We start from the raw sequence: 25,222 nt of genomic DNA, 5'->3' as shown, positions 1-25,222 counted from the left end.
ATTATGCAGATATATTATTTTTGTTGTTCCATTTACCACATCTGTCACCAAAGAAACCTATTATTTTATTACTTCCAAGTATTTTAATTATTTCACATCCATTTGAACATCCAGTGCAGTGGAAACTTTTTGATATAAAATCTGTGGCAACAAGATTAAATCCCTTGAATTTTGTTTGACTTTTTGTTTTTTCCATATTTTCTTTTGCAAGAATTGCAGCACCTATGGCTCCCATAACTTTGTAATTTAGGGGGACAGTTATATTGCAGCCCAATGCTTTTTCAAATGCAGATTTCATACCTATATTTGCAGCAACGCCTCCCTGGAAAAATATATTCTCCTTTATATCTTTTCCTTTTGCAACATTGCTTAGATAATTTCTAACAAGAGCATTACAGAGACCATTTATTATGTCACTGTTACTGTAACCTAATTGCTGCTTGTGAATCATATCCGATTCTGCAAATACAGCACATCTGCCGGCTATTCTTACTGGAGAATCGGATTTAAGAGCATAAGTACCGAATTGTTCTATAGGTATATCTAGTCTTTCAGCTTGCCTGTCGAGAAAAGATCCTGTTCCGGCAGCACATACTGTATTCATTGCGAAATCAGAAACAATACCTTTATTCAATATTATTATTTTCGAATCCTGACCTCCAATTTCAATTATGGTTCTCACATTTTTATCCATATTGAGTGCGGCTACGGCATGACAGGTTATTTCGTTTTTTATCATATCGGCCCCTATGATTGATGAAGCTATTTTTCTTCCACTTCCAGTGGTTCCAACAGCTTTTATCTGTGAATCATTGTATTTAGTGCAGAGCAGCCTGAATCCTTCCTGAATTGCATTTATTGGTCTTCCTTTTGTTCTCAAGTATATTGATTCAATTACATCTATGTTCTCATCTACTATAACGATATCAGTACTAACTGATCCTACGTCAACTCCTATATAATACATTTGCTTTTTCTCCTTTCAAGTAAATCTAAAAAAGCTTCAATTCTTGTAATATAGCCATCCTCTCCGGTAAGTTCATCTACAACAAGGGTGAGTATTGGCAAATCTTCATTTCTTGATATGGTTGGCAATATGGATTTAGATACTATTTCAGGCATACATCCCATTGGAAAAATTTGAATAGCTCCGTCAAGTCCATCTTTTTTGGCAATCATTGCTTCACCGATACACTCTCTAGCATGCCCACCTATGTAAAAGGGGAGATACTTTTTAGAATAACTTCTTATTCGGGGAGAGTTCAATTTTAAAACGGATAAAAGTGTATTTTTTATCCACCAGCTCGGGGTCAGGTACCTTGTTACAGAAGTACCATAATTTAAAAGTTTGTCTTCGATAAAAAGATTTGAAAAAGGTTCAATTATTGTGTATATTTCTCCGATTACAGCTATTCTAAGTGGATTTTTGTTTTTATCTACTAAAATACCATCCAGTTTATTTTTGTAATATTTCAAGGTGGATAACATCTTATATGGAGAATTGCATTTAATTGCGTCTTCTTTACATTGTCTTAGGATACTTTTACATTCACCTGTATTAATTTCGTAGCCTGACATATATTTTGCCTTTTTTTCGATGGAATCTATTAAATTTATTATTTTAAGTGCGGAAAACAATACTTTCAATTTTTCGTGGGTTGATTTGCTGCTTTCATTATTTATTTCGGATAATCTTCTCATAAATTCTTTTGTTCCTATATCACCAGGTGAGTCTATAACTATAAAATTCAAATTATATCCCAAATTTTTCAGAACATTCATTTGAAGTTCGCAATATTCCCCAAATCTGCAGGGACCGCAGCTTCCAACCAGAAGTATTGTATCAGCTCCTTTTTTTATACTTTCAATGTATGAACCTATCATTATTTTAAATGGCAGGCAAATTTCTTCCGGTGAATAAAGACATCCATTTTCCAATATGGTTTTATTGCTTTTGGGTGGCAGTACATAATCTATATCAAGTCCATCAAAAACAGCTTTTGCTGCAAAAATAGTGTTTCCAAGGTTTGGAAAAGTTATTTTCATTTTACGCATCTCCTTTTTAACATATCGGAGAAAGCCTCCAATCTAGTATCAAATCCGGCCTCACCGGTTTGTTCATCTATTTTAAGCACCAACATGGGAAAATCACCAAGTTTATTTTTTATCAATTCAATTATTACGGAATCTATACCACAAGAAAAAGAAGATATATACACGATTCCATCTACTTTTTTATGAGCTGCCATATAAGTGGAAAAACCATATGAATTTTTTGCAAAGGTCCAAAATGGTCTTTTAAATAAACTTTTAGATTGATTGTCTATATCGGACTTGCTTAAATGTTCTTCTGTAAGCAGGCCTATGCCAAGTGCAGTTAATTTTTTAACTACATTCATATTTGCAAACTTATCATATATATTATATGGATGACCTACCAATGCAACTTTTATTGGAGAAGAATCATCTCTTACACCAGGTTTAAAATCCATTTGTGCTTTTAATGCAGTTTTATAGGCAAAATTTATTTTCAAAATATTTTTGGTAAACACCAATCCTGTTTTTCTAATCCATGGTTTGAACTTAGATTCTGAAAAAGCATAAATAGGGGTAGAAATAGTGGGGGGCATATCAGGTATGCTGTTTTCAACCATTTCAGGCAAACCGCAAAATTTTGGACAAATAAATTCCTTTTTATTTAGCTGCATTATTCTGGGAATAAGTATAATATCGCATGTATCTTTTATATAGGCCACATGTCCATGAAATATTTTTATAGGAAGGCATGCTTCATCTACACAGTATTTGGTGCCTAGATTAAGTATTTTTTCATTTGTATTAGGGGATACTATGATCCTGGCACCTAATTCTGTAAAAAATGTGTTTAAAAAAGGGGAATACTTACAATATAACAATCCATTTGGTATACCAACTATCATATAAATATTCTGCTAATAAATTGGTCTATTAGATTAGCAGAATGCCTCCTTTACTAGTATAATTATAAATTCCACATCAATCTATTAGTATATTTTACCTCATTATACAAAAAGTATACAAAATTATAAATAAAAAAATCAATTTATTTAAAAGTAAAATTTTTAAAATGTCTTTAAACAAGTAAAAATACTATTTAAAGACATTTTTATTTTTTTATTTTCAAATAAGCCCATAAAAATTTTGCATAATAGTACAATATATTCTAAAATATTATGTGATATAAAAATAAGTAGAATAAGGGAGTAAAAGGGCTAAAAATGAATGCACAGCCTTATTAACATATTGTGGAAATATATTGATTTTACAAGTACCCACTTATTTTCCACAATGTGTTAATAACGTGATTTTTAAAAATGAATTTTAGACAACAAGAAAAATCATTTTTAATTTAAGTTAAATTGCAGATCAAATGAGAATATTATCAATTGAATAAGCAATAATATAAAGTCGATATTTCATAGACAAAATAATTATTATTTATACAATAAAAGTAGTTCTTTAATAAAGTTAATAAAAAATTAACTTTATTAAAGAAGGATTTATTATTGATTTATAGAAATTTATAATAAAGTAACTTCGCTAAATAACCATTTAGCGAAGTTGAATGTATTTATGAGGAGGGGATTGCTGAATGCAGTACAATCTTGAACATGTATATGACAAGGCGCTGCCCAAGTGTCTGAATGATTTTCTGAATTACCTTGGAACTATACGTGGAAAATCAAAAAATACTCTGGATGGTTATAAAATTGACTTAACAATGTTTTTTAGATTTCTGAAGCTATATAGAAACTTGGTTCCGGAGAATTGTGATTTTCAAAAAATATATATAGCAGATATAGACAATGAATTTTTAAACAGTGTGAATTTGAGTGACTTGTTTGCCTATATATCTTTTGCGGAAAAATACAGGGAAAATGGAGCTTATGCCAGGGCCAGGAAAGTTGCCTCGCTCAAATCATTTTTTAAATATTTATATAATAAGTCCAAAATTATATCTGAAAACCCTGCTGATGAGCTTGAATCTCCGAAAATAGACAGAAGAAATCCTATATATCTTACACTTAGTGAGAGCAAGGAGCTTTTAAAATCAATAGATGGAAAATTCCAGGAAAGAGACTATTGCATGATAACATTGTTTCTTAATTGTGGAATGAGACTTTCGGAATTGTGCGGTATTAACATATCCAATATAAAAGATGATACTTTGACTGTTATAGGAAAGGGAAACAAAGAAAGAACTATTTACTTGAATAATGCATGCTTGAAAGCACTTAACCGATATCTTGCTGTTAGAAATCTAGAATATGATAAAATAAAAGATAAAGATGCCCTTTTTATAAGTAAAAATTACAGTAGAATAAACAAAAGATCCGTAGAGATGATCCTGAAAAAGTATTTAAAGAAGGCTGGTCTTGACGACAAGAAATATACCCCGCATAAATTGAGACACACTGCTGCAACTCTGATGTATAAGTACGGTAATGTGGATATAAGAAGTCTTCAGAAGATACTAGGCCATGAAAATGTATCTACTACTCAGATATACACACATGTAGATGATGAAAAGTTGAGAGAAGCTGTAAATTCCAATCCACTTAGCGATGAAGATGATTTTAAATAGGAATCAGACCTTTATTCGGACTGATTCCTATCATTCCCCGGCTTTTTTTGTATTTTAATGAATCCGGGATATTCTTCATGTGCCAGTTTTTTAAAATTGTTTTCATTCTCCAAAATTTCTGATAAACCATCTATATCTTCTATATATTGAACGGAATATTTATCAAAAACATCTGAACTATTTTTATCGTGTTCGTCATTAGAAAATTCGTTTGATAAATGAGAACCGACCTTGCTAATGGGCTCTTCTGGATCATTATCTTCAAGTATACTGTCAATCTTTATGGCTCTCATATCATACCCTTCCATTTCAAGACATTTACCACAGTTATTACACTTTTTATCTGGAGTTAAATCACATAAATCACACTCTCCGCAGTTGTTGCATAATTTTTTATCATCAAATATACAAAACGTTCTACTCATAATTTCCTCCCGGACAATTTTTAAATTTATAGTCTAAAGCCTAGTATAGAATATAAGTTCAAAAATTGTCAATAACAGAACATAAGTTTGCTATTATACAGTATATATGATATAATTCAAATTAATAAAATGCAAGGGGTGTTTTTATGTTGGAAAAAAAGCAAGGTAGTGAAAGAAGACTGCAAATATATAAATATATAAAATCATATGTTGAACAAAAAGGTTACCCTCCTTCCGTCAGGGAAATATGTTCAGCTGTAGGTGCAAAATCTACATCTACTGTTCACAGGCATTTAGAAAGGTTGGAGAAGGATGGATATATAAAAAGAGATGCAACAAAACCTAGAACAATAGAAATTGTAGAAAATCTATCAAATAGAAAAGAAATGGTCAACATACCTATAATAGGTACTATAGCTGCAGGAAAGCCTATTCTTGCTGTAGAAAATATAGAAGATACATTTCCACTCCCGATAGATTATATAAAAAATAGGAACCAACTTTTTATGCTTAAAATTCATGGTGAAAGTATGATAGATGCAGGCATCCTGGATGGAGATTTTGCTATAATTGAAAAAACAAATTCAGCTGAAAATGGTGAAGTAATAGCTGCGTTAATTGAAAATGAAGCAACTTTGAAAAGATTTTTCAAGGAAAGCGATCATATAAGACTTCAACCTGAAAATGAAACTATGGAACCAATAATAGTACCTGATTGTACTATTATTGGAAGGTTAGTTGGACTGTATAGAGAATATTGATTATTTATTGTATATATTTGATAATGCTATGAGTATTCCTATTTTGGCATGGTCAAATGTGAGTCCTCCCTGCAGATATGCTATATAAGGCTCTCTTATAGGTGCATCTGCAGATAGCTCTATTGAAGATCCTTGAATAAAGGCACCTGCGGCCATTATAATTTGATCTGAATAACCTGGCATATCCCAAGGTTCACATTGCACGAAAGAATCTACAGGAGAGCCCTTTTGAATTCCCTTACAGAATTTTATCAATTTATCCTTGTCATTGAATTTGATTGCCTGGATTATGTCACTGCGCTTATCTGTGTATTTTGGAAGCACGGAAAATCCTGCAAGCTCCATTATTCTTGAACAGAGCAGAGCTCCCTTCAAGGCTTCAATTGCTACATGAGGTGCAAAAAATAATCCTTGATAAAGCTGTCTCATAATCCCGAAGGTGGAACCGCATTCACCTCCTATTCCGGGTACTGTCAGCCTGTAGGAAGCTTGAGTTACATATTTTTCTCTGCCAACAATATATCCGCCTGTTGGTGCTATTCCCCCTCCTATATTTTTTATCAGAGATCCGGCTGCAATATCTGCACCTACATCCGTTGGCTCCAGTGTATCTATAAATTCTCCATAGCAATTGTCAACAAGGCATATCAAATCAGGATTTATACGTTTTACAAAGTTAATTATATTCTTTATTTCAGATATTAGAAGTGCCTTTCTCCAGTCATATCCAGTAGATCGTTGTATATGTATTAATTTTATAGAGCTATTGTTCTCAAGATGACTTTTTATAGAATCAAAATCTATGCTGCCGTCTTCTTTTAAGTCTACCTGTTCATAATTGACTCCATATTCTTTAAGAGAACCTATGTTCTTATTTCCATCCATACCTATTATTCCATGAAGTGTATCATAAGGCTTGCCACATACTGAAAGCAAAGTATAACCGGGCCTTAAGTTTCCAAACAATGCACAGCCAAGGGCATGGGTTCCATTTACAAAATGGGGTCTTATAATGGCACTTTCTGAATTGAATATACGTGCGTATACCTTGTCGAGAGAATCCCTTCCTATGTCACCGTATCCATAGCCTGATGAATTGGTGAAATGAGATTCACTTATTCCTTCTTCCTGAAGTGCATTGAGAACCTTAAGCTGGTTATACTCCCTTATATTGTCATAATATTTGAATTGGTCTTCAACATCATTTAATGCTTTTTCATACAAGTTCAGTATGTCTTCATCTATTTTATATATATTTTTAAGTTTTTTCTTAGTTATTTCCAACAAAGTTGATTACCTCCCGAATGTGTTGTTACATAAAAAAGAATAGGCAATACTGCCTAATCTTTTTACTCACCCTCCTGTATAGTATTGAATAAAATTGTCTTGAAAGGCGTAATTGTAGATATTGCATGTTTATATATCATCATTTGTTTTCCATCTACATCTAATATAACTGTAAAGTTGTCAAATCCCTTTACACTACCTTTAATTTGGAAACCATTAGTTAAATGTATGGTTACTGCAGTTTTATTTTTTCTTGCCCCATTTAAAAATATATCTTGTAAATTATTGATTGGTTTACCCATACTTCTCCCCCTTCCACGGCTTTATATAATACAATATTATAAAGTTTCCTTAAATCTTTTCAATAAATATATTATACCAGTATTTAACTTTTAAACAAGTTTTTCATAGAATAAAATTTGTCTATTATATAGTCTGAAACAGCAGCGTCATCCTTAAAATCATCTTTATTTATCCAGTTTACCCTCTTGTCTTTTCTAAACCATGTAAGCTGCCTTTTAGCATAGTTTCTACTGCCCTGTTTGATCAGCTCTATTGCTTTATCAAGAGACATGCTGCCATCAAGATAGTTCAGGATTTCCTTATAACCTATTCCCTTCATGGACTGCATTGAGGAGTCATAGCCCATGGACTTGAGCTTTTTGACTTCATCTATGAGTCCTTTTGAGATCATCATATCTACCCTTTTATTTATTCTATCATATAATTTTTCCCTGTTCATAGTGAGTACAAAATAATATACATTATAGGGTATATCATATATATTGTTTTCTCTATTGAAGTCGCTCATCGTCCTTCCGGTTAATTTATATACTTCAAGTGCACGTATTACTCTCTTGAGGTCATTTGGATATAATCTCTGAAAAGACCCGGGATCTATGTCTTTTAAAAGAGCATGTACATATTCCCTGCCCTTTTCACATGCAAGATTTTTAAGATATTTTCTGTAATTTTTATCAATATGTGCTTCAGTAAAATCATAGTTGAATATAAGGGAGTTTATATAAAAACCAGTTCCACCAACTATCATGGGAAGCTTTTTACTGTCATGTATTTTACTTATACAGCGGCCTGCCATGAGCTTGTATTTTAACACATTGAAGTCATCTTCCGGAGAAACAACGTCTATCATATGGTGTATAACTCCCTGCATTTCACTTTTTTTTATCTTTGCAGAACCGATATCCATATATTTGTATATCTGCATGGAATCTGCCGATATTATCTCTGCATTCAGTTTTTTTGCGATTTTTATGGATATATCTGTCTTTCCAATTGCAGTAGGCCCTGCAAGTATAAATAGGTCAATCATTGAAACCTCCTAATAGTTATATGCTTTCTATTGTATTCTTTTGAATTTCTTTTCGAGATCCGTAGTAGTAATTTTTATTATAGTAGGTCTTCCATGAGGACAGTTAAAAGGATCATCTATAAACCTCAGACTTTCAACAAGGTTCTCCATTTCAGCCTGTGATAGGTTGTCATGAGCTTTAATAGCAGCTTTGCAGGCCATTGTTGCTATTAAATGATATTTTACCTCCCAGGTCTCCCCGGAACCCATGTTTTTTATATTTTCAAGCATATCTACAAATAAATTTTTTACATCAGGGTTCCCGAGTATTACGGGAACTTCCCTTATAGATACTGCATTTCCCCCAAATAATTCTATTTGAAAGCCAGCTCTTTTGAACAGTTCACTGTTTTCAGTATAGGTGGAGTAATCATAAGCTGTAAGTTCAATAATTACTGGTGAAATCAACAGCTGCGAGATTACAGTCCCGTGTATCATATCTTTTTTGTACTTTTCAAAGAGTATCTTTTCATGGGCAGCATGTTGATCTATAAGGTACATTATATTGAAAGCCTCCCCTATTATATAGGTATTATTAAACTGACCTATTATTCTCAATTTAGGAAATTTGGGATCTGGATTTAGTGAAATATCATTTTTCTCAAGTTCTGATTTTTCCATGCTTGAGACAGATGAATCGTCTACTTTAGGGGTATCATTATTATTATTGTTATCATAAGAAGCTTCCTTTATATTTTGATTTCCATAATCCATGATATTATAGGCAACGGATTCAGGGGATTTCAAGTCAATTGGAAGCTGTACAATATTCTTATTATCATTGTGATCAAATCTACAAGATTCAATATCCTCTTCTGCATCTACATCATCTATGGTAAATGAATTTTTCAAGCTGTTTCTAAGAGTTTCATGTACCGCATCAAATATAAATTTGAATATTGTCCTTGAATCACTGAACTTTATTTCAGATTTGGAAGGATGAACATTTACATCCACATACTCTGGAAATATGTCTAAAAATATTATAAAAAATGGAAATTTATTTATAGTTAAAAAGGATTTAAATGCCCTTTCTACAGCTGTAGTTATAGACTTATCCTTTACATAGCGCCTGTTTACAAAAATACTCTGATTATTCCTGCTGCCGCGGCTGATTTCAGAATTGCCGATATACCCGTATACCGAAGCTATGTCTCCGTGCTTTTCTATAGGTATAATATTTTCATAAATATTTTTCCCGTAAATAGCCCGTATTGTATCAATAAGTTTTCCGGTTCCAAAAGTTGCAGTAGACTTTTTACCATTGTTGAAAAATTTAAAGGAGATTGTCGAATTTGCAAGAGCAAGCCTTGATATAATATCTGATATGTAGGCAGTTTCCCTACTTTGAGATTTCAAGAACTTTTGCCTTGCAGGTACGTTGAAAAACAGATCGGATACTTCTACAGCTGTACCTGTATTGCAGGCGGTATCCTGAAAATAATCTATTTTTCCACCACTTATATTTATCTCTTTTCCACAATCCATATTATCTATCCTGCTTTTAAGTTTTACCTTGGAAACAGAAGCTATGCTTGCAAGTGCTTCTCCCCTGAAGCCCATGGTGTTTATCTTGAATATATCATCTATCAGCTTTATTTTACTTGTAGAATGGGGCATGAAAGCTTTCTTTACATCATCGGGATGGATACCGGTTCCGTCATCTACAACCCTTATAAATTTTTGACCGCCTTCGAGTATCTCAATGGTTATGTCTCTGGCTTCAGAATCAATGCTGTTTTCAACCAGTTCCTTGACTACAGAGGCAGGACGTTCTATTACTTCACCTGCTGCAATTTTATTTGTGGTTTTGATGTCGAGCAAGTTTATTCTCTTCATGGTAATCAATCCTTTTATTTCGACATTGACTTTACTATTTTTATTATATCATAAAGTTTATTAAAACCATCCATGGGTGTCATGTTTAATATGTCTATATCAGATATTTCCTTTAATATGTTCTGCCTTTCTATATCAAGCATATCCATCTGGACTGCAGGCTCCTCTTTGACTGCATCTGGACTGCTTTTTTTCAATTCTACTGCATCGCGTATGTTCACAGTATCTTTTTTGGCTTCAAGGTTTTTTAAAATCTCCCTTGCCCTGTTTACTACAGCATCAGGAAGTCCTGCAAGTTTCGCAACTTCTATTCCATAGGATTGATCTGCTCCTCCAGGTACGATCTTCCTTAAAAAGATAACTTCCTCATCCATTTCTTTTACAGCAACAGAATAATTTTTGACCCCACGTATATCTCCTTCAAGCTCTGTAAGTTCATGATAATGAGTTGCAAATAGTGTTTTGCATCTAAGCTTTTTATTTTTACACATGTACTCAATTACAGCCATAGCTATGCTCAATCCATCATAGGTACTGGTACCACGTCCTACTTCATCTAAAAGTACCAGGCTTTTGTTTGTGGCATTTTTAAGTATGTTTGATACCTCCCACATCTCAACCATAAAAGTACTTTTACCGGATGCCAGGTCATCGGAAGCACCTATTCTTGTAAATATTTTGTCACAAATTGAAATAACAGCAGATTTTGCCGGTACGAAACTGCCTATCTGGGCCATGATTACAATCAATGCTATTTGGCGCATGTAGGTGGATTTGCCGGCCATATTCGGACCTGTTATAAGCAGAAGCTGGTTTTGGTCAATATCCATATTTGTATCATTGGAGACGAAACTTCCTTTTTCAAGCATTTTCTCCACTACGGGATGTCTGCCTTCTATTATGGAAATTTCATCCTTGGAGGTTATTTCAGGCTTGCAGTAGTTGTTTTCAAGCGCAACTGCTGCAAGAGAACTTAAACAGTCAAGTTCCGAAATTATTTTTGCAGTTTTCTGCATTCTGTCTACCTGCTTTTCTATAGTATTTCTTATTTTTACAAATAGAGAATATTCCAAGTTTATAAGCTGATCTTCTGCTTTTAATATTTTATCTTCCATTTCCTTCAACTTTGGAGTTATATATCTCTCTGCATTTGCAAGAGTCTGTTTTCTTACATACCTTCCTTCAGGTACAAGATTCAGATTACTCTTTCTTACTTCTATATAGTATCCAAAGACTTTATTGTATCCTATCTTTAAAGACTTTATTCCTGTTTCTTTTCTTTCACTGTTTTCAAGAGATGCTATCCATTCTTTGCCATTGCTCTTGATGTCTTTTAGTTCGTCTATTTCCGGGTTGTATCCTTTCTTTATGAGATTTCCCTCTTTTATTGATACTGGAGGCTCTTCTATTATAGATTTATCTATAAGGTCGTATATATCTCTCAATTCATCCAGATTCGAGTACATGTCTTTAAGCAAACTGCCGTTGAAATTTGATATTATGGATTTTATAACAGGCAGTTTTTCTATGGAATTTTTTAAGAAAATCAACTCTTTTGCGTTTACACTTTGGGAAGATATTTTTCCTACCAGCCTTTCAATATCGTATATACTTCTAAGAGCCGTTTTAAGATCTTCGTGACATGATATACTGTTCATGATTTCTTCTACTGCATTCAATCTCATCTGAATTTTGATTTTATCTATAAGTGGCTGTTCTATCCATCGTCTAAGTTGTCTACCTCCCATTGCCGTATTCGTTCTGTCCAGCACCCATAAAAGGGAGGCCCTCTTCTTTTTTTCTATAAGGCTTTCAGTGAGTTCAAGGTTTCTCCTTGAATTTGAGTCTATGCTCATATAGTCTATTATGTTGTAGTGCTTGATCTTATTTATATGTGAAAGAGAGTTTTTTTGTGTTTCTACTATATATTTTAAAAGTGCTCCACAGCACTTAGTCAAAATTTCAGTTGAATTCTCGGGGTTAAAATTGTCAAATTGCTTTTCAAGGATGTCACAAGAATTGCAGTCAAAATATTCTTTATCCAATAGAGTATAAGAGCCATTAAAGACTGTACCAATATCTTCATACATTTTATTTTGGATGCTTTCCTGTATTAGTAGCTCTCTAGGATTGTATTTTGATATTTCGTCTAAAATAGTTGAAATATTCAAGTATGAATCTGTACAATTAAATTCTCCTGTAGATACATCTGAAAAACAAATTGAAAATCTTCTGGTTTTATAATCTATGTAAAGACACGATATATAGTTGTTTTTATTTTCCTCCAAGAATAAAGGATTTGTATATGTTCCAGGAGTTATTATTTTTATAATGCCCCTTTTGACTATTCCTTTTGCCAGAGCAGGATCTTCAAGTTGTTCACATATGGCTATCTTATAACCCTTGTTTACCAGTCTGCCTATGTAGTTATCTGCTGCATGATAAGGTATACCACACATAGGAGCCCTTTCTTCAAGACCGCAGTCCCTTCCTGTAAGTACTAATTCAAGTTCTTTTGAGGCAATTTCGGCATCCTCAAAAAACATTTCATAGAAGTCTCCCAACCTAAAAAACAATATACAGTCCCTGTGTTTTTCCTTTACATCTAAATACTGCTGCATCATAGGAGTTAATGCCATGTTTGTTTCCAACTACAAAATTCTGATATTGTAGTCAGTCCCTCCTTTCAAATTTTTTAGTTCAACTCTTCACCTGAAAGCGAAAATGAGTTTGAAGCTGTTATATGAACATTTACCAATTTGCCTATACTTGAGCTTTTACCTGTAAAATTAACTAGTTTACCAGTTCGAGTTCTTCCCATAAGTTTGCTGCTGTCATTTTTGCTTTTCCCTTCTACAAGTATTTCTTCTATTCTACCTTCGTATAATTTATTCTTTTTTGCAGAAAAACTATTTATAATCTTGACCAATCTGTTGAATCTTTCATGCTTTATATCATCAGGAACTTGATTTTCCATTTCATCGGCAGGAGTTCCCTTTCGCTTTGAAAATATAAACGTAAAGGCAGAATCATACTGTACTTCTTCTGCAAGGCTGAGAGTTTCTTGAAAATCGTATTCCGTTTCACCTGGAAATCCCACTATTATATCCGTAGTTATAGAAACATCTGGAATAGCTTTTTTTATTTTATACACGAGATTCAGATAGTCTTCCTTAGAATAACTTCTATTCATCTTTTTTAGAAGCCCTGTAGAGCCGGATTGAACTGGCAGATGAACGTGTTCACACAATTTATCACAGTCAGCTATGGCGGATATAACGTCATCCGTAAAGTCCTTGGGGTGTGGAGTCATGAACCTTATTCTGCTTAATCCATGTATGCTGTTCAACCGCCTTAAAAGCTGAGCAAAGGTAACTTTGGAATTCAAGTCCTTTCCATAGGAGTTAACATTTTGCCCAAGAAGGGTTATTTCCTTGTAGCCACGATTTACAAGTGATTGTACTTCTCCTTCTATATTTTCAGGATTCCTGCTCCTTTCGCGCCCCCTTACATATGGAACTATGCAATATGTACAGAAATTATTACAGCCGTACATTATAGTTACAAAAGCCTTTGTACTGTTTTCCCTGTCAATAGGAAGACCCTCTATAATCTTATCTTCTTTTTGCTGAATTTCTATTATGGATTTTCCTCCCTGCAGTACTCTATTTAAATATTCTGGAAATTTATAGGAATTGTGAGTGCCGAATATTATATCAACAAAGGGAAATCTTTTTATTATATCCTCAGCCATATTCTTTTCCTGCATCATACAGCCGCATATGGCTATTATCAGATCGGGATTGTTTTTTTTCAGTTTCCTAAGCATCCCAAGATTTCCGTATACCTTGAGTTCTGCGTTCTCTCTGACACAGCATGTATTGAATATTATTATATCTGCATTGGATTTTTCTGTAGTTCTTACATAACCTATATTTTTAAGCATACCAGATAATTTTTCAGAATCCTCTTCATTCATCTGACAACCCCATGTTTCAATAAAAAAAGTTTTTTGATTTATGTAAATTTGTCCTGTGCTCATTTTAATACTCCATTCATATTGTTTTTACTATACAATTATATCCTTAATGATTATTTGTGTAAATACAATGGATGGGTTATAATTTTTTACTCATATAATATCTTTTATGTCCTGGAGGGACATCTTCTAAAACCCCAAAAATTTTATAACCATGTTTTATATAGAAGTTCTTTGCTTGAAAGTCAAATGTATCCAGATGAATTATATATCCTCCATTTTGCTTAATCAACATTTCAACCTTTTTTAGTAGTATACTTCCATATCTTTGATTTCTATATCCCTCTCTTACCCATAATATATCTATATAACAGCAGTTCCAACAATATAATCTGCTGTTAATGCCTGCTATGATATATCCTTCTGAATCTTTCAGCACCCTATTTACAGGAATAAAAGGTTTCCTTTGTGCTAAGGGAACTTTTGACAAGTTGTATTGAACTAATCCCTGTTCAATTAAATTTAAATCTTGTTTAGTTGCAGTTTCTATTGTATAATTTTTCATATAAATTTCAACCTTCCACAAAGTATTTTAATATATTTAAAATTATAAATAAAAGTTTTAGCTCTTAAAGAACCACTAACTATATAAAAAATATATAAGGTGGCTCTTTAATTATATTTTGATGGTATATAAAATGTAATTAAAGAATAATTAAGTGTTTTTCTGGTTAAACTCCTTTTAGAGGAGTGATTCAAATGTATGATATAAAGTCTGTTAAAGAATCCAGGGAAAAAAATAATGCTATAAGAGCTGATTGCATTTGTGATAGACCTTACTTTGGTGAATTAAAGTATAATTGTATATTCGAATTAAAATCAATGTACATTCCCACGGAAGGTATTATTAAAAAATAAAAATGGAAATTTGAGGAGCAGGGGGATTAATTTTATGAAACTATCTAATAGAATATTGAATATGGAGTTTTCTTCTATAAGAAAACTCATTCCATATGCAGAAGAAGCTGAAAAAAGAGGCACAAAAATATACCACCTAAATATTGGACAACCTGATATAAAAACACCGGAGTTTTTTTTCAAGGCGGTTTCAAATTTTAAGGAGGAAGTATTAAAATACACTGAGTCACAGGGAATAAATAAGCTTCAGAATAATTTTATAGAATATTATAAAAAGCTAGGGACTGAGTTTACAGATAAGGAGCTTGTTATAACAAATGGCGGAAGCGAAGCACTTATGATGACCTTTATGTCAATATTTGATCCTGGTGATGAAGTTATCTCTCCAGAGCCGTTTTATACAAACTACAATAGCTTTGCACAAATTGCATCTACAAAAATAGTACCTTTTTTAACTAAATCAGAGGATGGTTTTCACATTCCCCAAAAATCCGATATAGTTGATAAAATAACAAATAGGACAAAAGCGATAATAATATCAAATCCAGGCAATCCTACGGGCATAGTATACTCCAAGGATGAATTGAGAATGCTTGCAGATATAGTAAAGGAGTATGATCTATATCTTATAGCCGATGAAGTTTACAGGGAGTTTGTATATGATGGACTGGAGTTTACTTCTGCACTCACTCTCAAGGATATACAGGACAGGGTAATAATAATAGACAGCATATCAAAAAGATTTAGTGCCTGTGGTGCAAGAATAGGAATTGTGGCTTCAAAAAACAAGGATTTCATGTATAATATAATGAAACTATGCCAATCCAGGCTTTGTACGCCAACAATAGAACAAATAGGAGCTGCTGCCTTGTCAGAAACCCCTGACAGTTACTTTGAGGAAACAAGGGAAAAGTATGAAAGTAGAAGAAATTTGATAGTTGAAGAACTCAATAATATAGATGGAGTTTTTTGCAAGAAGCCAGGTGGTGCATTTTATATAATAGCAAAACTTCCAGTTGAAGATTCGGAAGAGTTTGCAAAGTTCCTTTTAAAGGATTTCAGTTATAGTGGAAGTACTGTTATGCTGGCTCCGGCCAGTGGATTCTATGCAACTCCCGGATTGGGAAAAGATGAGGTTAGAATATCGTATTGTATAAATAAAAAATCTATAAAGGAAGCTCTCAATATACTGAAATTGGCATTAGAAGAGTATAATAGTATAAAAAAACAATCAATATGCAACAAACAGCTTTCCGTGTAAAAAAGCTGTTTGTTGCATATTAAATTGAAGGTTTCAATTCCCAATTATATATTTCCTGCTGTATTTTGAAATCCATTGACATATATAGATTTATGGCTGTATTATTTGAACTTTTTACTCTTATTTTTATGCAGTTGAACTTATTCAAGTAACTTATTTTAAGCAGGTATTTTAAGAGATATTTGCTATACCCCCTGCCCCTGTATTCTTTTACTATACCAAAGTTTACTATAACTGGTGTACAGTTATTTTCTATTATAATTTGACCATAACCTATAAATTTATTGCCTTTCTTTAAAAAAATTGCTCCTTTTTCAAAGTAGTAGTTCTGAAGTTCATCATAATATATATCCTCCAATGTCAAAGGCATCCGGCTTTCGTCTTTAAAAATTCTGTTTTGTATGTCACAGCGCAGCTGTTCATCTATTCCTTTCTTGAATGCGTGAAAACTCATTTCTTTTTCTGGCTCAATATATACATCTTCATTAATATCGGTTTTAAAAATCAAAGTGCCATCTTTTTTTATAAATCCCAGGGAATCAAGTATGTCAAAATTATTATTTTTCTTTTCACATATGTAAGTAACAGGTAGATTTTTTTTTATGGAATTAATGAGATATTTATAAGGCAAATAATCATTGCTGCAATTTTTTATAATATTCATGGCATTTATATTGCAAATTTTTTTATCAGAAATATCGGACCAAACATATCCTATATAATCAATATGATCCTTTATGAGTTTTACTCTTCTTCTCAATAGGATTTGTTTTGCAAAATTACAATTGAAATAATCTTTGAAGAAGTCTTTGTTAAGTGGATTAAAATAATCTCTCCTGTCATTTAATTTTTGAAAGCAGTTTATATTTTTTTTTATAAGTCCTATACATGTATACATAATTTACTCCTATAACAAAAATAGCTAAAAAGCCTCTATATAAGATTATGAGGCTTTTATACAAATTATTTATAAATTAAATTTCATCCACTTCTTTTATACTTAAAGCTATTTTCTCATCTTCCTTATTTACTTCTAAGATTTTTGCCTTTACTTCCTGACCTATTTTTAATATATCTTCTGGTTTATCTATTCGCTTATGGCTTATTTGCGATATATGAACCAATGCATCAACTCCTGGCTCCAATTCTACAAATGCACCAAAACTTGCGAATCTAACAACTTTTCCAAGTACTACACTTCCTACAGGATATTTGACATCTACATTTACCCAAGGATTTTCTTGAAGTTTTCTAATTGAAAGAGAAAGCTTCTTCTTTTCTTTATCAACATCAAGTATATACACTTTTATCTTGTCACCAGCTTTTAATACATCGCTGGGTTTACCAACTCTTCCCCAAGATAATTCTGATACATGAAGAAGTCCATCAACTCCTTGTACATCTACAAACGCACCAAAATCTGTTAATCTTCTTACCTCGCCTTCAACTATAGTATCCTTTTCAAGAGTATTCCATGTGTCATCTTCCTGTTTTGCCTTTTCTAATTTTAATATATCCCTTCTTGAAGCTACTACTCTGGTACCCTTTCTTTCAGCCTTGAATTCTATTATTTTTACATCCAATTCTTTATCTGTATATATTGAAAGATCATCTACATGATACAATTCTACATGAGATGCTGGAATGAATACTCTTGCACCCTTGTAGTTTGCTACAAGTCCACCCTTTACAGCTTCTTTTACAGTTACCTTCAATATATCTCCATTTTCATTTGCAGATTTTAATTCCCTATAGGCATTTTCTCTTTCTAGTTCCAATTTTGAAAGAACTACATAACCATCTTCATTTTGCCTGCGCACTACTTTTACTTCCAGTTGATCTCCAGGCTTAACTATTTGAGTTAAATCATCATCCTCATTTTTAGTTATTTCTGATTTTGGAAGTATTCCATCTGATTTATACCCTATATTTAAAAATACTTCTTTCTCATTTACAGATATTACTGTACCTGTAATTTTTTCACCTAGTATTACTTGTTTGTCATTTTCATCCATATAAGATAATTGCTCATTTAATTCTAAATTTTTGTCGTCACTCATTTTCAAAATTGCCTCCTTTATTATCCAATCTGGTGTTGAAGCTCCTGCTGTAACACCTATAGTTTTTATTTTATTAGAATGAATTATATTATCAGGAATTTCTCCTGAATTTTCAACATGAATTGTATTATTACAATGAGTCTTGCATATTTCATAAAGTTTAGTTGTATTAGAACTATTTTTGCCGCCTAGAACTATCATGGCATCAACTTTTCTTGCCATTAAATCTGCAGACTTTTGTCTGGATTCCGTAGCACTGCATATAGTATTAAAAGCTATGAACTCTTTACAATTCTTTACTACTACACCTAGTACTTTTTGAAAATTTATTTGTTTCTCTGTAGTTTGAGAAACTATACATAATTTACATGGCAAATTTTTTAGATCCGAACCATCCTTCGATATAATGGCGGTATTTTCACACCATCCATTTAGTCCTATAACCTCGGGATGATTTTTATCACCTATTATAATTATAGAATATCCAAGTTTGCTGTACTTTTGAACTTTTTGCTGGATATTTAATACATACGGGCATGTAGAATTAACTATTATGATATTTCGTTTCTGCAAAGTATCAACTATGCTTTTTGGAACTCCATGAGAACGTATTATAATTACGATATTATCATCCAAACTATCAATGTCGTCTAGATCAATAGGATATATTCCCATCTTTTTTAGTCTGTTTACAACGTCAGAATTATGAATCAGCGGACCTAATGTGTAAATTTTTTTGTCTTTATATTTAACTTTTGTATTTAGGGCCTCGTCAACAGCTCTTTTTACACCAAAACAAAAGCCAGCTTTGTCTGCCAACATAAATTTCATAATATCACCTCAGCTGCTACATGAAATTTCCATATACTTTTTTATATGATTGGATATAATATCTACTACTTGATCTATTGAAAGATCAGATGAATCTATTTCTATTGAATCTGAAGCTTTTTTTAGCGGAGCTTCTTTTCTACTAGAATCAATTTGATCTCTTTTTAGTATATCATTTAATATGTTATTATATTCTACTGATAACCCTTTTTTGATTAGTTCATAATATCTTCTTTTAGCTCTAGCTTCTGGTTTTGCTGTCAGGAAAAACTTCAATGGAGCAGATTTAAGAACAACAGTACCTATATCTCTTCCGTCCATTACCACATTGTATTTGTTTGCTATATTTTGCTGAATAGATACAAGTAGCTGTCTAACTTCCTTAATAGCTGCATAATCTGATACATATTGAGTTATATGTAAACTTCTTATTTCATCTTCAACATCTTCTCCATTTACTATAATCCTATTGTTTTTAAAATATATATTCATGGATTTGATCACGTTACATATCCTATTCGTATCTTTACAATTAATTTTTGCTCTCAAACACATCAGTGTAACAGCTCTATACATTGAACCTGTGTTTATATACACAAAGCCGAATTTTTTAGCTATTCTGTTTGCTATAGTACTTTTCCCTGCAGCTGCCGGGCCATCTATTGCCACAGATATATTCAAAGTTTAGTTCTCTCCTCTCAAGGTTAGGCAATATAAATATCAATCCTTACATCCTATATATATTCTATAAAAAAAAATAAAATCCTCTATTTTATGACATTATTCACTTAATAAATCTTTTCTTAATTTTTTTGCACCTTTAAGATATACAAACTTATTATTAGTCTTTTTTAAATCTGCCCAAATAAGGAATCTTATGCAGAGAGGAATGTACCCATTTAAAGTTTTATCCACCTCCATCTCATTAAAATGCATTATGGCCATGTGATTCAATTTAAAATGCTCTCTTATAAATTTTCCAGGATATGCTTTACTTATATCTTTTGTGCAGGAAATTTCTATTGAAAGTATATTGTCAAGATCAATATTGTTCAATTTTATAATCTCTGAAAACAATTCAATCGAAGCATTTTCTATTTCGGCTTCAGTATTCTCGGATATAGTAGTTGCACCACGTAAGACTATCATATTTTCTTCACCCCATTTCCTGCACTGAATCCTGTAGAAAGTGCAATTTGTATGTTAAATCCTCCAGTATATCCGTCTATATCTATAATTTCACCGGCAAAATATAAATTATCAATTAATTTTGAATGCATATTTGAAGGATTTATTTCCCTTACATCTATTCCTCCAGAAGTAACTATTGCTTCTTCTATTGGTCTTAAATCTTTTATGTGCATGGTAAGATTCCGAATTATATGTACAAGGTTTTGTCTTTCATTTTTTGTTATAGAATTTACTTTCTTATCAGGATTTATTTTGCATAAGTCTATAATAGTTGGTATTATCTTTTTAGGAAGAAGTTCGTACAGGGAGTTTTTGAAATTTTTGTTGGAAAATTTAGTGAAATCCCTTTGTATTCTGGTATCTAATTCTTCAAAAGAAAGTGCCGGCTTTAAATTTACAACAACCTTCAATTTGTATTTGTCTAAATATGACGATACAGTCCTGCTTGCACTTAGTACTATGGGACCTGATATACCAAAATGTGTGAATAACATTTCTCCAAATTCACTGTATAATATTTTATCATTTAAATCTTTTATATACAAATCTACATTTTTTAAAGACAATCCCTGAATATCCTTTACCCAATCTTCATCAATTTGTATAGGTACAAGAGAGGGCTTCAATTTGGTAACATTATGTCCTAATTCTTTTGCCATTTTATATCCATCTCCAGTAGATCCGGTTTGAGGATATGATTTCCCACCTGTAGTCAATATAAAATAATCTCCAGGTATGACAGTTTCGTCTAAAATTTGTACTGAACTAATATGGCCGTCATTATGTAAAAATTTTTTGACCGGTGAATTTAAAAGTATTTCTACTTTATTTTCCTTTAATTTTCTTTCCATAGCTTTTATTATATCGGAAGATTTATCTGAAAGAGGGAATACTCTGTCACCTCTTTCTACTTTTAATTTTACATTCAAATTATTAAAAAAATTCACAGTATCCTGATTAGTGAACGTATATAGTGAACTGTACAGGAAGTCTGCATTTCCAGGAATATAATCAAAAAATTCACTTATATCCTTGGCATTGGTCAAATTGCATCTTCCCTTGCCTGATATGTATAGTTTTTTACCAAGCTTTTCGTTTTTCTCTATCAATAAAACATTATTATTTTTAGATGCAGCTATAGCTGCCATCATTCCGGCCGGTCCTCCACCTAGCACTATTACTTTTGACATAAATTAATCATTCCTATCATAACCTTGATCCTTGAAGGAATAAACTTGATATTCCTGCCATATGTTTTCAAGATCTGAAAATGTAGAAGATATTTTTTCTTTTTCTCTAAGACCTACTGAAATTATAAGTGCATTTATTACACTTAACGGAGCAACAAGGGAATCTACAAAAGAAGCCATATTGCTTTGGGCAATTAATGTGTAGTCAGCACTTGCTGCAAGTGGCGAAAGTAAACTATCAGTTATTGCCACTACTTCTGCACCCCTGCTTTTTGCAAATGTCAATGATTCTATAGTTCTTACAGCATATCTTGGAAATCCTATACCTATTACAAGATCTTCAGACTTTAGATTTATCATCTGTTCAAATATATCACTTATTCCATAACCAACTACCTTTACATTATCTAATATGAGATTCAGATAAAATCCTAAAAAGTCTGCAATTGCAGTAGAACTTCTAAGTCCTATTATATATATTTTTTTTGCTTTAAATATACTATTTATAACATCATCAAAAGTTTTATGGTTTATTTTTTCAAGAGTAGCACGTATATTTTCCATATCAGCTTTCAACACGCCCTTCAATGGATTCTCTTGACTTACTATATCATTTGAAAGCTCGATTCTCTGTACTGTAGTCAATTTGTTCTTTATAAGTTCCTGAAGAGCTTTTTGCAATTTCGGATATCCTGAAAATCCAAGCTCATTGGCGAATCTTACTACAGTGGATTCACTTACGCCTACACTTACTCCCAATTTTGCAGCTGTCATGAAAGCTGCTTTATCATAATGTTTTAATATGTATTCTGCTATCAGTTTCTGACCTTTGCTTAATCTTGGAAATTTTGTCTGTATGATTCTCATTAAATCCTGTTTATTTACATCCTCCATGATTAGTTCATTCCTTTCCATTCCAGAAGCTCTATATTATGCAACTTTTATTTCATTTTAACATCTATTTTGTTAATTATCAATTGTTATTCGGTTTCTTTGGTTTACATTTAGTTTTTATTAACATAATATTTTTTATGTTAATAAAAACTAAATAAAAGTAATAACCACAACTGGATTAAAGAAATTTTAGGCAATAAAATAATGGATTAAAAAATGAATAATATATTACCCATTTTTTAATCCAAAATATGGTCTATCTCATTTTTGCTTAAATATCTCCATTCTCCAGCCTTCAACGTTCCTAATTTTAAATTTCCTATTTCTGTTCTTTTTAGGGTTATGACTGGGTGACCTATTTCTTCACACATTTTTCTTATCTGTCTATTTTTACCCTCATGTATCTTTATTTCAATTTCTGATGTGTTATTGCCAATTCTCAACAGCTTGAGATATGCTTTACTAGTAACATACCCTCCTATGTCTATTCCATTGCAAAATTTATATATATCATTATTATCCGGAATTCCTTTAACTACTGCAATGTAAATTTTGTTTTTTTGGAATTTAGGATGTACTATTTTATTGTATATATCACCATCGTTCGTTAATATAAGAAGACCTGAAGTATCACAATCAAGTCTCCCTACGGGATATATTCTTTCATCAACTTTTACAATATCAAGAACTGTCTTTCTATTTCTTTCATCCTTTACCGTAGACAAATATCCTTCAGGTTTGTTTAATGCTATATATACTTTCTTTGATACAACATTTATATTCTTGCCATCCACTTGAACTATATCTTTTTCAGTATCAATTCTGAATCCCAATTTATTTTCAGTTTTCCCATTCACTTTAACTCTTCCGGCAACTATCAGTTCTTCACATTTTCTTCTTGAAGCAACACCGCAGTGTGCCATATATTTCTGTAATCTTTCCATCATAAATTATCATTCTACTTCCTGTATACCTATTTGTCTTATGTGTTTTGTATGACTCCATTCCTTGTTGTTCTTGTCCAATATACCCTGTATTGTAATTGGTATCCAGGTTAGAGTGTATATTCCATACAATAGATACCATATGAATAATTTGATTGATCTCTTCTTTCCCAAAACACCTATTCCCAATATAAATACGAACAAATATACTGCATTTCCAAACAGCATCTGTGAAAATGTAGGAGACACAAATATATATGACAGAACTATTATATTTAGAGAGTACAGAGCAAATGCATAAAACATTTTCTTAGACAGCTTTCTTTCCAGCAGCATTATAAACGGTGTAAATAGAAACTGAAAAATACTAAATAACTTCCACAGCATTCTTGTAAATTCATTTTCTGCAAATAAATAATTCACTACAAATATATTAGATCCATGATTATTCTGAATTAGTGTTAAAATTGCTGCAACACCCATAAGTAATGTTATAAACGGCTGTACAGTATAAAATGCACAGTCCAAAGCTGTAAAACTCTTGTCTTTTATCGCTTTTTTAAATAGTTTAAAGAAAAACCTTGAGGAAACATCTGTAAAGCCTTGCATCCATCTTTTTCTCTGATTCCAGGACTGTTTTAAAGTAAGTGGTTTCTCATCATATACTATTGCATTGTGTGCCCACCCTACCTTATATCCATTTAGCACAAGTTTACATGTGAATTCCAGATCTTCGGTAAGACAAGTTACTCCCCAGCCCAGTTTTTTCAATATTGAAGTATCTACACAAAATCCGGTTCCACCTATTTGATTTGAAAGCCCAAGATTTGCTCTTGCAAGTTGAAACAGCCTATTTACTGTCCAAAATGATATTGAATAGGATTCAGTTATCCATGAATCATCAGGATTTTTACTATCTATGTAACCTTGAACTACTTTATAACCCTTCAACATTTTATAATTCATTTCATTTAGGAAATTTTTTGAAACTAGATTGTCCGCATCAAAAATAGCTATGGCATCATAAGATTTGTCCATTTTAAATATCTTATTAAACATCCATTCAAGTGCATAACCTTTTCCTCTCTTGTCAGGCACATTTCTTTCATAAACATTTACATTATATCTTCCAGCAATAGCTGCCGTCTTGTCGCTGCAATTATCTGCAATAACAAATATATCATACATATCTTTCGGATACTCAATATCCTTTAAACTCTCTATTATTTTTCCAATAACCATTTCTTCATCATGAGCTGCTACTAAAAGAGCAAATCGCTTTTTTGGTGTACAGTACTTCGCACCATTGTCTTCCTTCTTGTAAAGCCCAAACAATGAAAGTACAAAGTAATACATTGTAATTAAGACAATAGCTATTTGAAAAACAAATGTAAAATTGAAAATAAACTCTTTCATCATAAATCATTCCCCTTATGTTTTTCTATCTAATTTTCAACCGGATAATTTACATCAATACCACTCAATTTATTATATCACTCTATATTAATTTATTTTAGCTTTACATAAAATTATTTTACATTTATTAATTTATTTAGTTTAATATTAATATTAATTTAACCATTTATTCATGATATTATAAGTCAGTATAAAAAATATTGATTTTGTGGTATTATAATATAGTATTT

22 protein-coding genes and 1 pseudogene are annotated in these 25,222 nt (G+C 32.0%); 4 read left to right on the top strand and 19 right to left on the bottom strand.

All coding sequences use genetic code 11. The features are described from left to right. Position 1 precedes the first annotated feature (1 nt). The 3 genes and pseudogenes from LKE46_RS06185 to LKE46_RS06175 all read right to left on the bottom strand — a co-directional run bounded on the left by LKE46_RS06185 (position 2) and on the right by LKE46_RS06175 (position 2,939). A complete protein-coding gene (locus LKE46_RS06185; protein ID WP_291719429.1) occupies positions 2-967 on the bottom strand; it encodes an acyl-CoA dehydratase activase in 966 nt (321 codons plus the stop codon). Then, positions 948-2,046, bottom strand: a pseudogene (locus tag LKE46_RS06180) (acyl-CoA dehydratase activase-related protein). Before LKE46_RS06180 ends, LKE46_RS06185 begins: the two are co-directional and overlap by 20 nt. Further along, the gene (locus LKE46_RS06175) at positions 2,043-2,939 is read right to left on the bottom strand and encodes an acyl-CoA dehydratase activase-related protein (RefSeq protein WP_291719424.1); all 897 of its coding nucleotides are present in this window, start codon (positions 2,937-2,939) and stop codon (positions 2,043-2,045) included. The pseudogene LKE46_RS06180 and the gene LKE46_RS06175 overlap by 4 nt, the downstream one beginning before the upstream one ends. 692 nt (positions 2,940-3,631) lie before the next feature. Between LKE46_RS06175 and LKE46_RS06170 the strand changes: the two genes are divergently transcribed. Further along, positions 3,632-4,624 carry a tyrosine recombinase XerC gene (locus tag LKE46_RS06170; protein WP_291719422.1) on the top strand — a complete coding sequence of 331 codons (993 nt, stop codon included), beginning with the start codon at positions 3,632-3,634 and terminating at the stop codon, positions 4,622-4,624. 11 nt (positions 4,625-4,635) lie between these two features. Here LKE46_RS06170 and LKE46_RS06165 read toward each other — a convergent pair whose 3' ends face one another. Then, positions 4,636-5,049, bottom strand: coding sequence for a hypothetical protein (locus LKE46_RS06165; RefSeq protein ID WP_291719420.1), 414 nt, complete (start codon positions 5,047-5,049; stop codon positions 4,636-4,638). A 146-nt stretch (positions 5,050-5,195) separates the two neighbouring features. Here LKE46_RS06165 and lexA point away from each other — a divergent pair, with 146 nt between their 5' ends. Then, positions 5,196-5,810, top strand: a complete 615-nt coding sequence (gene lexA / locus LKE46_RS06160) for a transcriptional repressor LexA (protein ID WP_291719418.1) — start codon at positions 5,196-5,198, stop codon at positions 5,808-5,810. Here the strand turns inward: lexA and LKE46_RS06155 are convergent, their stop codons facing one another. The 7 genes from LKE46_RS06155 to LKE46_RS06125 all read right to left on the bottom strand — a co-directional run bounded on the left by LKE46_RS06155 (position 5,811) and on the right by LKE46_RS06125 (position 14,852). Further along, on the bottom strand, positions 5,811-7,097 hold the full coding sequence (locus LKE46_RS06155) for an aminotransferase class I/II-fold pyridoxal phosphate-dependent enzyme (protein ID WP_291719416.1): 1,287 nt from the start codon (positions 7,095-7,097) through the stop codon (positions 5,811-5,813). 62 nt (positions 7,098-7,159) lie between these two features. Next, a complete protein-coding gene (gene hfq, locus LKE46_RS06150) occupies positions 7,160-7,399 on the bottom strand; it encodes an RNA chaperone Hfq (RefSeq protein ID WP_291719414.1) in 240 nt (79 codons plus the stop codon). A gap of 83 nt (positions 7,400-7,482) precedes the next feature. Beyond that, positions 7,483-8,430, bottom strand: coding sequence for a tRNA (adenosine(37)-N6)-dimethylallyltransferase MiaA (gene miaA / locus LKE46_RS06145; RefSeq protein ID WP_291719411.1), 948 nt, complete (start codon positions 8,428-8,430; stop codon positions 7,483-7,485). Between the two features lie 27 nt (positions 8,431-8,457). Further along, the gene (gene mutL / locus LKE46_RS06140; RefSeq protein ID WP_291719409.1) at positions 8,458-10,308 is read right to left on the bottom strand and encodes a DNA mismatch repair endonuclease MutL; all 1,851 of its coding nucleotides are present in this window, start codon (positions 10,306-10,308) and stop codon (positions 8,458-8,460) included. A gap of 14 nt (positions 10,309-10,322) precedes the next feature. Then, entirely contained in the window at positions 10,323-12,947 is a 2,625-nt protein-coding gene (mutS, locus tag LKE46_RS06135; RefSeq protein ID WP_291725591.1) for a DNA mismatch repair protein MutS, read from the bottom strand. 56 nt (positions 12,948-13,003) lie between these two features. Then, positions 13,004-14,350: a tRNA (N6-isopentenyl adenosine(37)-C2)-methylthiotransferase MiaB gene (miaB, locus tag LKE46_RS06130; RefSeq protein ID WP_291719408.1), complete on the bottom strand. Its 1,347-nt coding sequence runs from the start codon at positions 14,348-14,350 to the stop codon at positions 13,004-13,006. Positions 14,351-14,426: 76 nt separating this feature from the next. Next, positions 14,427-14,852: a GNAT family N-acetyltransferase gene (locus tag LKE46_RS06125; protein WP_291719406.1), complete on the bottom strand. Its 426-nt coding sequence runs from the start codon at positions 14,850-14,852 to the stop codon at positions 14,427-14,429. Between the two features lie 194 nt (positions 14,853-15,046). Between LKE46_RS06125 and LKE46_RS06120 the strand changes: the two genes are divergently transcribed. Further along, positions 15,047-15,205, top strand: a complete 159-nt coding sequence (locus tag LKE46_RS06120) for a hypothetical protein (RefSeq protein WP_291719404.1) — start codon at positions 15,047-15,049, stop codon at positions 15,203-15,205. Positions 15,206-15,239: 34 nt separating this feature from the next. Then, positions 15,240-16,466, top strand: a complete 1,227-nt coding sequence (locus LKE46_RS06115; protein ID WP_291719402.1) for a pyridoxal phosphate-dependent aminotransferase — start codon at positions 15,240-15,242, stop codon at positions 16,464-16,466. Between the two features lie 19 nt (positions 16,467-16,485). On the opposite strand, the gene LKE46_RS06110 is transcribed toward LKE46_RS06115, so the two are convergent. From LKE46_RS06110 to LKE46_RS06075, 8 genes are all read right to left on the bottom strand, one after another. Further along, the gene (locus LKE46_RS06110) at positions 16,486-17,364 is read right to left on the bottom strand and encodes a GNAT family N-acetyltransferase (RefSeq protein WP_291719400.1); all 879 of its coding nucleotides are present in this window, start codon (positions 17,362-17,364) and stop codon (positions 16,486-16,488) included. 76 nt (positions 17,365-17,440) lie between these two features. Next, positions 17,441-19,357, bottom strand: coding sequence for a bifunctional 4-hydroxy-3-methylbut-2-enyl diphosphate reductase/30S ribosomal protein S1 (locus tag LKE46_RS06105; protein WP_291719398.1), 1,917 nt, complete (start codon positions 19,355-19,357; stop codon positions 17,441-17,443). Between the two features lie 9 nt (positions 19,358-19,366). Continuing rightward, positions 19,367-20,038 carry a (d)CMP kinase gene (gene cmk, locus LKE46_RS06100; protein ID WP_291719396.1) on the bottom strand — a complete coding sequence of 224 codons (672 nt, stop codon included), beginning with the start codon at positions 20,036-20,038 and terminating at the stop codon, positions 19,367-19,369. Between the two features lie 99 nt (positions 20,039-20,137). Then, entirely contained in the window at positions 20,138-20,506 is a 369-nt protein-coding gene (aroH, locus tag LKE46_RS06095) for a chorismate mutase (protein ID WP_291719394.1), read from the bottom strand. Continuing rightward, positions 20,503-21,738: an NAD(P)/FAD-dependent oxidoreductase gene (locus tag LKE46_RS06090; protein WP_291719392.1), complete on the bottom strand. Its 1,236-nt coding sequence runs from the start codon at positions 21,736-21,738 to the stop codon at positions 20,503-20,505. Before LKE46_RS06090 ends, aroH begins: the two co-directional genes overlap by 4 nt. A 3-nt stretch (positions 21,739-21,741) precedes the next feature. Continuing rightward, a complete protein-coding gene (locus LKE46_RS06085) occupies positions 21,742-22,632 on the bottom strand; it encodes a MurR/RpiR family transcriptional regulator (RefSeq protein ID WP_291725589.1) in 891 nt (296 codons plus the stop codon). A gap of 239 nt (positions 22,633-22,871) precedes the next feature. Next, positions 22,872-23,579, bottom strand: coding sequence for a pseudouridine synthase (locus tag LKE46_RS06080; RefSeq protein WP_291719390.1), 708 nt, complete (start codon positions 23,577-23,579; stop codon positions 22,872-22,874). A gap of 6 nt (positions 23,580-23,585) precedes the next feature. Further along, the gene (locus LKE46_RS06075) at positions 23,586-24,992 is read right to left on the bottom strand and encodes a glycosyltransferase family 2 protein (protein WP_291725587.1); all 1,407 of its coding nucleotides are present in this window, start codon (positions 24,990-24,992) and stop codon (positions 23,586-23,588) included. Positions 24,993-25,222: the final 230 nt, after the last annotated feature.

Source organism: Clostridium sp., from assembly GCF_022482905.1.
In the GTDB taxonomy this organism is placed as follows: Bacteria; Bacillota; Clostridia; order Clostridiales; family Clostridiaceae; genus Clostridium_B.
The sequence above is the reverse complement of the archived record's forward strand: the minus strand, read 5'-3'. Positions and strand labels throughout refer to the sequence as shown.